This is a genomic window from Paenisporosarcina sp. P4_B8 (assembly GCF_056402175.1).
In genome coordinates, this window is sequence record NZ_JBFUHX010000033.1 from 1 (window position 1) to 10,661 (window position 10,661).

Genomic DNA, 10,661 nt, shown 5'->3' on the forward strand with positions numbered 1-10,661 from the left:
TTCCCAGTGTAAGCATTCATAATAACAGTTGGTTCACTAACGTTAAATTTTATTGTAAAAAAGCCACCCATTAGTTCAACAACTCATGCAAATATAAACACCCCATCCTTTGTATGTGAAGGGTTGGAGTGTTTAAAAACATCGATTAAACGCGTTTATACTAATTTAGATACGGGAACAAAATTAATCTGTTCAGCTTGATACATATTGTCTTTGAAAGTATAGGATATATGAATTTCATCTAAGTACCCAATACTAGCATTGCCATTAGTTTATTATTAATTACTTTATATTTCAAATTACCTCCAAAACCTGGGCTTGGGGAAAGATGTGTTGGATCTATTCCTAACTCTTTAATATTTATTTCTGTAGTCACATTAAAGAGAGGCACAAGTACCACTTGGACTCTGTACCTACTAAACAATCTCTAACATGAAAAATTAGATTAAAAGACAAAAAAGGCATGCTATTTACTCAAACCTTTTTTGTCTTTTTTATTTGAAATTGCATTATTCTTGTTGGCGAAGTAATAATTATTTCAACTCAATAGTTTCCGACATCCCATTCCATTTAATGGTTGCGTTTATATCTTTAGTTTCTTGAACAGAACAACCTTTACAAGAATATCCTTTAATTTCTAATACACCCTTATCAAGCCCTGAGTTCCCATCTACTTTCCCTGAACCATCTTCAATGATATAGTCAATTGTTTGTGGAATGAAGCCACCACCGACATATTCTATTCTAATGAATGTGGATTTTTCATTTTTACCAGTAATTTTCACTTCATAATTCACATCCCAATTACTACTTCCCCCTTCAAAACTTGTCATATTTGAACAAGCCGTAAGCAAAATTGATAGTAAAGTAATAATTAATATTAATTTCTTCGACATACAATCACCTCCATTTTTAGCAAATAAGTCAATATCGAACGCCCAAAAAATTATATTTCCTCCTCATACTGGTTAAATAACAATCGACATGAAGTGAAATATACTTTAAAAGATCTTTCCTTTTGCTCAATAATTCAAGATATATTAACTTATTCTGCAATATCTACGACTACCTCATTTTCTTTAATGATTTCAAAATTAATATGTTCAAAGGACTTGTTTGACTTTTTCCATCTATTATCATCAACCCATTTGTTCCAAGACAACATAAGACTGTTGAATTCTTTTAAATCAAAAGCGTGAGAAATACTGTTAGCTTGTTCCCACATAACCACTTGTATCTCGTTAGGGAAAGGAAGAGCATTTACATTATCTACTTTAATAAATAAATTCATATAATTTGTACCCCTGTATTCTTATTATTTTCTCTACAACCATATTTAACTTGGATAGGCTACACTTAGCTGGACAATCAAATAAAGGGCTGCTTAAGCAACCCTTTGAGCTTTAACTAAAGCACCCGTTAGTAAAAACAGTTTTTTAATCCGAAAAAGTTTCCCCTTTATCCAAGTTCAAAGTGTGATTGTTGATTATAATAATATGGTTATTTGTCCAAGCAACATCTGCCTTGTGCATATTGTCATCATAGTAGATATACTTCTTGAACCAAAGGGGACCATCTACTATTCCTACTACACTAATAGAGGTAGCTGCACCACCATTTAATGCGTAGAAGTCGATTGTCGTTTTAGAATCGGGTGATTGGGTTGTTGCAATGGGTTCTCTTGCAAATGTATTCACTACTATCCCTAATAGAAAAATTGCTGAAAGGGGAAATGCAATTAAGACAGTCAGCCAACTTCTCCATCTTGCTCCTCTTCTGCTTTTGTCTCTGAATCCCGAAATACCCATAAAAAAAGTAATAACAGTGAGCAACCATAAAACCGAAGCAGGTGGTGCAACTGACCACGAGTGGGTATAAGAAGCATATAAAGCCTGTAAAGAAAGAGCTGTTAATAACAAACATATAAGGAAAGACCACAAATTATATTTTCTTTCCACTAATTTACCCCCCGATTAGAAGTTCTGGTGTTCCAAAAAAAATCTTCTTTTCCAACTAAACTGCCCCTTTAGTACAATAAGTTCAACAAAAAGGACGTCAATCCCTAACTGGATCAACGCCCCTATTAGTTTAAGAAGAAGTCAATGCCTTGACCTGCTATAATTGATATTAATATCAATATAAATACAATAGTTGCTACAATTATTGTTTCACTTTTTCTTGTAGGTTTTCTATCATGATGTAAAACCTTCCGGTAATTTCCCTGTATTTTCATTTGTTTTTGTTTCTTATCGTCTGAATTCATACGGTCCCCCTTTACTAATCCAAAATGAAGTTAAGCACCCCTTAAAAAACCATCCCTTCCGTTCAATAATTTACATATATTAACTTATTCAACACCATTCCGAAAAAACCTTTTTGTTGAACTAAACTGCCCAGTTAGTTCAATAAGAAAAAGGGCTGTTTAAACAGCCCGATGATCTTTAACTAAAGCACCCGCTAGTAAAAAAGAATTCTATTATGAACACTCACAGTGCAAGAATTAAAAAACGGACGAAATCAAAGTTTCGTCCGCAGAAGTTTTACTTATTTATTGTACAATTCATCATATCTCTTAAAGAAGACAGCCATTTGTCCACGTTTCAACTCACTTTGGAATGCGTATTCTAGATTCGTTTTAGAAGATGTGAGTTTGGATTCAAACATGAATCTTAATCCTGTACTGGTAGACACTGGCTTCTTGTAATGGGCGGTTGCCAGGATATGAGCCATTTTACCACGTGTAATTGGCCTTGAAGCAGCATATCTATTATCCATTTTCGCAATAGTAGGTAGCTTGTATTTCTCAGCCAGCTGGTACGGAACCGAAGCCCAGAACTTTGGGTCTGCCGATTTTGTGTTCTTGACATCTTCAGGATAGAAGTATCGTGTCAAGATTGATAAGAATTCTGCTTCCGTCGTTGATGACAACGGTCTCAGCAGATTTTCATATTTCCCTGTTCTCGGGTTCTTCACGTTCATGTAGCCACTAATCACACCATTGTTGACCGCCCATAACATCGAGTCAGACCAGTATTGGCCCGTTCGGTAATCTGCATAGCTGACAAGCGTAGTAGAAGTGGCTGTTGCCGTTGAACCTGCAGCTTCCGCTGTAGTTGTGGATAATGGTACCGTTAATCCAAGAGTCAAGGAAAGCGCTATTCCTAGTGCTACTACTTTTTTCATTTTGATTCCCCCCATATTTCATTTCTTTTCTTCCAATCCCCTATTTTATACTATTTTCTATAAATTTACAATTTCATTTTGCAACTGGAAGAATTCACCACGTGTACTTAGTGAAAAGACTCCAAAAAGTGACATAAAGAATTCATTCTCTTCTCCAACTAAACTGACCCGTTAGTTCAATAAGAAATTAATTAATTTTTGCTAGTTTCACTTTTATTACTATTTTTAAAGCCCCTGAAAAATATGAAGCAGGTATTAGACAGATGAGTAATACAATAGTTGAAGAAGAATAAGGCTTTACTCCTTATTCAAGTAAAACAGCCGTTAGTTGAACAACACAAAAAAACCGACATTTTATTGTCGGTTTCTGAATTAATTTTATATAACCTTATTTACTATCTGTTTTTACTACTTTAAAACCATTTACACTTTCATTTTCAACCACATGTTTAAGAATTGACAATTTGTTATTCCAAAACTGCTCATAATAGGAAAGCCATAGTTTTAATTCTGCTAAGGGTTCTGGTTGCAACTGATAAATTTTTTCCCTACCAACTTTTTTTCCGCTTACTAAATTTGCTTCTGAAAGGATAAGTAAATGTTTTGCAACGGCTGTCCGACTAATTGGAAAATGAGATGTTATTTCTGAGATTGGTAATTCCTTGTTAGCAAGTAATCGAAGTACCTCTCTTCTAGTTGGATCAGCAATAGCTTGAAATACATCATGCTTTGCTGCTGTCATTTATCCTTCAACAACCTTTCGAAGTCGTTCATTTACAATTCCGACCCAGCCATTGTCCATTCTGTCACGAATAATAGAACTTTTCTCGTTCGCTTTTAGAAGAACAGTATCAGGAGATTTCCAACCACTGTGTATAAGTGTAAACTCCGTCTTCTCATCCAGCTCTTTTAAAAGAAACGTAACCACCCAACCTTCTGTATCCCATGAAAAAGAAACTTTGGTTGGTTCATCAATTTCTAATACTTTACAAGGAGATGGACCGAATGGGGATTGTATATGAAATTCATGACCTACTTTAGGTTCAAAATCATTTTGCAGAAACCATATTGCAATTCCCTCCGAAGTAGAAACCGTTTCCCACACTTTTTGTATAGGTGCTTCAAAAGTAACAATCTGCTTAATATCTTGTATTGTTTCCAAAATTATATTCTCCTTTATTATTAAATAAAACCTTTTGGTTATATATTAGATAATATAACACCTTTTGGTTTTATGTCAAAGAGGATTTCTCATATTTATTCTTCTTTTCAATAATTTTTCTTCAACTAACCTGCCCCGTTAGTTGAAGAAGAAAGAGTGCATAAACAACCCAAGAAAATTCACCTATGTTTCTCTAGATGAGTATCTTATTGTTGATGCCACTTTAATTAAAAGGAGGGAACAACATGGGATACTTTGTTACTGTAGAACCTGGTGTAAGGATATATGTAGAGGATGTAAACCCGGAAGGAAATAAAACAATACTATTTATACATGGTTGGCCATTAAATCATAAGCAGTATGAATATCAGTTTAATGTTCTTCCAGCAATGGGATATCGATGTATAGGCATTGACTGGAGGGGTTTCGGTAATTCGGATAAACCATACACTGGCTACAATTTTGACAGATTGGCAGATGATATCCATGCAGTAGTAGAGGCGTTGCAGTTAAAAGACTTCACACTTGCTGGACACTCTACAGGAGGGGCAATCTCGATTCGATATATGGCTCGACACCAAGGTTATGGAGTATCCAAACTTGTCCTTATAGACGCGCAATCTCCGTATAGTGTTCAAGAAGAAGTTGCAAATATGTTCATTTCAGGATCACTTAATGATCGACCTAAAATGTTGCAGGGAGTAACGGATCTCTTCTTCTTCCAGTATCTTACCATCCCATTTTCGGACTGGTTTTTTCAGCTCGGATTACAGGCAGCTGGTTGGTCGACTGTAGCAGTCATGAAGACACTAAGAGATGAGAACGTGTACTATGATCTTGACAAAATACTAGTACCAACACTGATTATTCACGGAATACATGATAAAATTGTTCCGTTTGATAAAGCTCAGGAAACAAATACGCTAATAAAAAATTCACTGCTTGTTCCATTTCAATTCAGCGGTCATGGTCCTTTTTGGGAAGAACGTGAGAAGTTTAACCAGCTATTGATGCAATTTATTGGCTAATAGTTCACTTCAGCTAACGGATAACGATATTTTTTTAACCGCTCTTCTCATGGGCGGTTTTCCTTTGAAAAAATCAACAATAAACGATAACAGAGCCTATAATTAAATCTTTCAAATTCTCTCCTCCATCGATTGTTGTTCCTTCTTTATCTGCCCATTGAGTTCATTTCACTGTTCTTGATAAGGTTTTCCACTGGACTTCAGTTACATTTCAGTTTTCTTCTTCAACTAAAGCACCCGTTAGTTGAACAAGACTTATTGTAGTGTTGACTTATGATATGTAATAAAGTAGTTACCACAAAAAAAGCTGCTCATAATAGAGCAGCCAAAAAAAGCACCAAAATTTTAAATTAAAAATTAGTTATGTACTTGAAGTTTGTTACCGTTTGGGTCATAAAAGTAAAAAAACTGATGCCCTTCATCTTCTTGTATGGATTCTACTTTTACATCTTGACTCACTAAATATTCGTAGAGTTCATTAATATTTGGAGTTGTGAAACCAACAGAAAATTCTGCTTGACCACTTTTGAGAAAGTGACCACGGGAATTCTTATCTGCTTCTACTAATACTAATAATGGGCCTGTTTCAAGCTCAAAAACAGCTAAGTCATCTCTGTTAAATCTTAATTTGAACCTTAAACATTCTGAATACCATGCAATTGATTCACTGAGATCGACAACTGGAATTCTAAAATAATGGATACCATTGAATAGAGAATTACTCATCTGTTCCTCCTATAGTAAATTTGACTCTGTATATTTCTCTAATCTTATATAAAAATCCTTTATTTTATTGAATTTTTTTAGTGCACAGTTCGACCATACTACGCTTCTTCAACTAACCTGCACCGTTAGTTCAATAAGAAAAAAGGCTTCACTCCTTATTGAAGTAAAGCACACGTTAGTTGAATAAATAAGTTCCTCTTTTGGTTGTAAAATATTATCGTCCATGCAGGTTATTCCTCTTCTATAACTATGCTATAAGAAATATTAAGCTTATGCCAAACCCATCTTTGAAAAAGTTCGTCTATTACTTTTTTTCTGCTTTATCATCCATACCCTCGTCAATACCTAATTTTTCAAAAGTGAATGTTTCTATCACCCTTGAATCTTCAAGTGCTGTACTAAATGAAAAAGTAACTTTTTTACCCATTTACTTCACAATTTTGACTAAAAGGACCAATCCTATTATTGAACTAACCTGCCCCGTTAGTTGAACAAGATTAATTTTCATGGGAGTTATTCAATAAGAAAAAAGAGCTATCAAAGCAAGCCCAAGGAACGTCAAATAAAGCTCCCAGTTACTTGAAGAAGCCCTATTCCTTATACCAATTTTCATCAAATTTCAGGTCAGCAATTACTAAAAAGAGTCCTGATTCTTTTATGAATCGGACTCTTTATTTTTGTATATATCTAAGCATTTCCGCCGTAAAAAATGATTGCGGTTTATAATTCCTTTTCGGTTGTAGTCACAGCACAGTAATTTCTTCAACAAAAGTCCCCCTCAAGTGTTTTTAAAAAAATTATCACTCTTTCCTGTAAGTGAAGGCGAAAAGAACAAATACTCATCCGAAAATGAAAGCATCTGAACGTCTCTGCGGCTAGCACAGGAACAACCGCTGCGAGACAAGCGCTAGTACCCACATTCATGAGTCTGTGGGATACCTTTGTTTACATGGCTTTCCTGTCCTCGATTTCCCAATGTTTCAAAGAAGGAAACGGATCATATGCCCATTCAATCCGGCCATTGAATTTATACATTCCATAGTGAAGATGAGGTGGGAACTTGCCTGAAGTCCCTTTCTTCCCGTACCCGGAACTTCCAACATAGCCGATGATCATCCCAGGCTCCACAATATCGCCTTCCTTGACGCCTTTATTGAAATGCGACAAATGGGCGAAGTAATGGTACGTATTATCGATATCGCGGATTCCGACACGCCAACCGCCGAAGTCATTCCAGCCCATTACCTCAATCACGCCATATGTTGTAGATCGGACCGGGACACCATAGGAAGCATACAAATCCGTACCTTCATGCATTCGGCGTCCGCCCCAGCCACGGCTGGAACCCCATGTACTACGGTAGCTGTAATCGTTTCCGACAGGAAGGGGAAAGGCATGTTGATCCAGGTCTAGCGTTTCAAAATGTTGGTAGATCCGTGCAATTATCATAATCTGCCTAACAGCTTCATCGCGAACGTAATAATCTTTAAGTGCCTTCTTGAAATCATTTTCGGAATGTCCGTATTTAATCAAGTAATTGGACAGCGTGAGCATCAAGTCGTCATTATTCTCTAGGTCTGCCTTGCCGTCCCCACTTCCGTCCATTCCATTCCCACCGAAAAATGAGATGGCAGAGGAAAGCCTATCGTTCTTGACCGGGTTCAAGTCACCCACCCAAAATGCATCTGAAAACTGAAGGGCAATTGGACCTTCCCTTTTTGTTAGATCGTTACGGACCTGCTGGATATTACGCTCATACTTGTCCACTGCCGCCAGAAAGTACCACGGCACAGAAGGATTTGAATAATGTTGGTAATAGCCCATACGCTGGATCAAAAGCTGTTCTTTGGATTGTTCGCTTTCAGCTGTAGCAACCGACGCCAAAGCGAAAAAACTCAACACCAAAAAAATCGGGTATCGAAGACTCTGGAACAAAAATAAAACCCTCCTTTTAGCAACACATTACATAGTTTCTCCTTTTCATTTATTTTCATGAATCATTTAGTTGAAATGAAAAAATTGCCACCTGCAGGAGGGAAAAAGTGAGCTAACTAAAGAAAGCCTTGACTGAATAATGTACAGATTCCAACTCGCAATTCACTTTTTTCATCAGAATCCCAGAAAAGGAGAGTGAGGACAATTATAATAATCACTGTTCTAATGCTAAGTAAAAGGAAATTGGCGATTTGATAAACATAGTTCGACCAAAATTTCCCTAAAGCAGGTCGAATTTAGTGAGCGCTATAAAGGTATAATTTATTGCTTAAAGTAAAAAATATAATGGATGTGATACTTGATAATAATTGGATTAGGGAAGTGAAGAATTGAAGGGAAAGTATGTTTTAGTGTTATCTACAATTATTCTTGTAAGTTCCATTTTCTATGCTGGATTTAATGTATTTGCTGATAAGGGACGTCGCCATTACGAACAAACTGGGGAAGTGGTGTGGGATATAAAAACGGAAGAAAAAATAGTAGCTCTTACATTTGACGACGGTCCCCACCGAAAATATACTGCTGAAGTTTTAGATTTATTAGGTAATTACGATGCTAAAGCTACTTTCTTTATTATTGGAGAAAATGCAGAAAAATATCCGGAACTGGTATTAAGAGTACACGATGAAGGGCATGAAATAGCAAATCACACATATACACATCCTTTAAAAACAACAATCACAAAATTAGAGAAAGAATTAAAACAGACCAATGAAACAATATACAGTATTACGGGTTCTTACCCAAAGTTGTTTCGACCTGTTGGCGGGCAATATACAGATGACATGATCAAGTTGGCTGTGGACAAAGGATACACAGTTGTAATGTGGTCTTGGCACCAAGATACAGAGGATTGGAAAAACCCCGGTGTTAAAAAAATCGTCAATAAAGTATTGAATGTTACAAAACAGGGCGACATAATTCTTTTCCATGATGGTGGTGGTAATCGTAAACAGACGGTGAAAGCACTTGAGGAGATTTTGCCTGAACTTCAAAAACAAGGGTACAAATTTGTAACTATTTCTGAACTTATTGAGTATAAAAACAACAAATAATAGTGGTTGAAGCAGAAGATTTTCCGTACATTTGATTAAAAATAAAAAAACTCATAAAGGGATTTTGTTACGAAATTCCTTTATGGGTTTTTTACTATGTGAGATAAAAACTTATAAAGTTATTCATACTCTCTTACTAATTCCAATTTCTCATATTTTCTTCACTGCGGTTAACACTCTTGGTTTCGATCGATTTGAACATGTACACGGAATAACCAACTAAACGACTTGTCATACATTTTAACATCTTTCTTGTTGAACTAACCTGCCACGTTAGTTCAATAAAAAAGTGATTAACCCCGACCTGAAGTAAAGCACCCACCGTTTGCTGAATTAGACGATACTCTCTCTGTAAAAATCCACTAAATCAGGGTCCTTTTCCTCTAAAATGTCTTCAAAGCTATCCCAACCCTGCTTACTTATAAACCCAGCTTCCTGTGATGTAATAGGAATAAGCCAGGTCATTAGAATTGAAGAGTTTTTATTAATATCGTAGCTATGGAAGCTTTCAGGAAAATAAACTGGAATGCTGGAATATAAAGCTTCAAGGTTCGAATCATCAAATAATGGACCGTACGGACCTATTACATCCCCTCTCAAGAGTGCAGAGTGATCTTTAAGAATGGACATACCAACCTGGTGGAGAATACCTGGTATGTCATCATCCCCAAATTCCGAATAAGAAACCATTATTAACTCTTGACGAATCTCCATTTCATTTTCAGGCGATGCCAAAATATGATTGCTCAATCCTAACGTGGAGTAGGTCGTAGTTTTTTGGAAGGGACCTTTGCTAAATTTAACAATTTGGAATGGTAATTCTGCACTTTCCGCATCATCCCCAAACCCATAAAGAATTTCACCTAAATTATCTTCTAAAAACTCAATAAATGTTTTCATTTTCACCTCCAGAATAAATAGTTTTGGATTAATTCTGTCTAGCACTAATTCCACTGTGATTCAATTTTATCATTTGAATTCTTATTGAACTAACCTCCCTCTATAAATATTGATGTATCAACGGTTTGCACCACTTCGTAATGTAGAAAAAATATTTTTTATACAATTTATAAACATAGTCTTGAATTTCTTGTTTTTATTACCAAATAGAGCGTACGCTTCGCTAAAACTAATGGAAATCATTAGCTGTCTTATCCACTATGTGATGCACTATGGATCTCTGCGATACTTATGACGACGTACCCTCCCATGTCTCTTAGCGTCAATGCGCTTACATTCCTTCGTTCGGTCTATTCATAAGGCAGAGGCCTGCTAAGCTGCCCCGGGGACTCATAGTCTTAGTTTAGTTATTTTGCTGGCTTCTCCGTGTCATCCTTCTGGTTATAGGTCTCGATGATAAGAAATGTTTACGCTGTCTCTGCGAGACAGTAGAGATCCTTCATCATATATTGCTCATTAAAATGGACTTTCTTTTTACAAATACCATGCAATACTTTTAGTAATTTACCGCACAGGACCACCATCGACTGCTTACCCCGCAAGGGATTTTGT

The 10,661-nt window shown here is 36.1% G+C and carries 12 protein-coding genes and 1 pseudogene; 2 read left to right on the forward strand and 11 right to left on the reverse strand.

Going from position 1 to position 10,661, the window contains the following annotated elements:
- Nucleotides 1-533: 533 nt before the first annotated feature.
- The 7 genes from AC1DSK_RS16900 to AC1DSK_RS16930 all read right to left on the reverse strand — a co-directional run bounded on the left by AC1DSK_RS16900 (nt 534) and on the right by AC1DSK_RS16930 (nt 4,345).
- Complete coding sequence (locus AC1DSK_RS16900) at nt 534-896, reverse strand: hypothetical protein (protein ID WP_477548680.1); 363 nt, start codon at nt 894-896, stop codon at nt 534-536.
- Between the two features lie 149 nt (nt 897-1,045).
- Entirely contained in the window at nt 1,046-1,291 is a 246-nt protein-coding gene (locus tag AC1DSK_RS16905; protein WP_477548681.1) for a hypothetical protein, read from the reverse strand.
- A gap of 145 nt (nt 1,292-1,436) precedes the next feature.
- Complete coding sequence (locus AC1DSK_RS16910; protein ID WP_477548682.1) at nt 1,437-1,958, reverse strand: DUF5412 family protein; 522 nt, start codon at nt 1,956-1,958, stop codon at nt 1,437-1,439.
- A 125-nt stretch (nt 1,959-2,083) separates the two neighbouring features.
- Nucleotides 2,084-2,263: a hypothetical protein gene (locus tag AC1DSK_RS16915; RefSeq protein WP_477548683.1), complete on the reverse strand. Its 180-nt coding sequence runs from the start codon at nt 2,261-2,263 to the stop codon at nt 2,084-2,086.
- Nucleotides 2,264-2,544: 281 nt separating this feature from the next.
- Nucleotides 2,545-3,183: a hypothetical protein gene (locus tag AC1DSK_RS16920; protein WP_477548684.1), complete on the reverse strand. Its 639-nt coding sequence runs from the start codon at nt 3,181-3,183 to the stop codon at nt 2,545-2,547.
- A 388-nt stretch (nt 3,184-3,571) separates the two neighbouring features.
- Nucleotides 3,572-3,925 carry an ArsR/SmtB family transcription factor gene (locus AC1DSK_RS16925; protein ID WP_477548685.1) on the reverse strand — a complete coding sequence of 118 codons (354 nt, stop codon included), beginning with the start codon at nt 3,923-3,925 and terminating at the stop codon, nt 3,572-3,574.
- Complete coding sequence (locus AC1DSK_RS16930; RefSeq protein ID WP_477548686.1) at nt 3,926-4,345, reverse strand: SRPBCC family protein; 420 nt, start codon at nt 4,343-4,345, stop codon at nt 3,926-3,928.
- Nucleotides 4,346-4,590: 245 nt separating this feature from the next.
- On the opposite strand from AC1DSK_RS16930, the gene AC1DSK_RS16935 reads away from it, so the two are divergent.
- Complete coding sequence (locus AC1DSK_RS16935) at nt 4,591-5,373, forward strand: alpha/beta fold hydrolase (protein WP_477548687.1); 783 nt, start codon at nt 4,591-4,593, stop codon at nt 5,371-5,373.
- Nucleotides 5,374-5,730: 357 nt separating this feature from the next.
- On the opposite strand, the gene AC1DSK_RS16940 is transcribed toward AC1DSK_RS16935, so the two are convergent.
- Nucleotides 5,731-6,099 carry a VOC family protein gene (locus AC1DSK_RS16940; protein ID WP_477548688.1) on the reverse strand — a complete coding sequence of 123 codons (369 nt, stop codon included), beginning with the start codon at nt 6,097-6,099 and terminating at the stop codon, nt 5,731-5,733.
- A 945-nt stretch (nt 6,100-7,044) separates the two neighbouring features.
- Nucleotides 7,045-8,034, reverse strand: a complete 990-nt coding sequence (locus AC1DSK_RS16945) for a M23 family metallopeptidase (protein WP_477598422.1) — start codon at nt 8,032-8,034, stop codon at nt 7,045-7,047.
- A 389-nt stretch (nt 8,035-8,423) separates the two neighbouring features.
- Here AC1DSK_RS16945 and AC1DSK_RS16950 point away from each other — a divergent pair, with 389 nt between their 5' ends.
- Nucleotides 8,424-9,149: a polysaccharide deacetylase family protein gene (locus AC1DSK_RS16950; protein ID WP_477598424.1), complete on the forward strand. Its 726-nt coding sequence runs from the start codon at nt 8,424-8,426 to the stop codon at nt 9,147-9,149.
- Nucleotides 9,150-9,482: 333 nt separating this feature from the next.
- Here the strand turns inward: AC1DSK_RS16950 and AC1DSK_RS16955 are convergent, their stop codons facing one another.
- Nucleotides 9,483-10,049, reverse strand: a complete 567-nt coding sequence (locus AC1DSK_RS16955; RefSeq protein ID WP_477548692.1) for a suppressor of fused domain protein — start codon at nt 10,047-10,049, stop codon at nt 9,483-9,485.
- Nucleotides 10,050-10,516: 467 nt separating this feature from the next.
- A pseudogene (locus AC1DSK_RS16960) lies at nt 10,517-10,661 on the reverse strand (IS110 family RNA-guided transposase); the annotation flags it as partial.

Excerpts from the sequence above, each read along its gene's own strand:
- AC1DSK_RS16925 (WP_477548685.1), bottom strand. The coding sequence starts at position 3,925 with ATGACAGCAGCAAAGCATGATGTATTTCAAGCTATTGCTGATCCAACT.
- AC1DSK_RS16940 (WP_477548688.1), bottom strand. The coding sequence starts at position 6,099 with ATGAGTAATTCTCTATTCAATGGTATCCATTATTTTAGAATTCCAGTT.
- AC1DSK_RS16905 (WP_477548681.1), bottom strand. The coding sequence starts at position 1,291 with ATGAATTTATTTATTAAAGTAGATAATGTAAATGCTCTTCCTTTCCCT.
- AC1DSK_RS16915 (WP_477548683.1), bottom strand. The coding sequence starts at position 2,263 with ATGAATTCAGACGATAAGAAACAAAAACAAATGAAAATACAGGGAAAT.
- AC1DSK_RS16955 (WP_477548692.1), bottom strand. The coding sequence starts at position 10,049 with ATGAAAACATTTATTGAGTTTTTAGAAGATAATTTAGGTGAAATTCTT.
- AC1DSK_RS16920 (WP_477548684.1), bottom strand. The coding sequence starts at position 3,183 with ATGAAAAAAGTAGTAGCACTAGGAATAGCGCTTTCCTTGACTCTTGGA.
- AC1DSK_RS16900 (WP_477548680.1), bottom strand. The coding sequence starts at position 896 with ATGTCGAAGAAATTAATATTAATTATTACTTTACTATCAATTTTGCTT.
- AC1DSK_RS16935 (WP_477548687.1), top strand. The coding sequence starts at position 4,591 with ATGGGATACTTTGTTACTGTAGAACCTGGTGTAAGGATATATGTAGAG.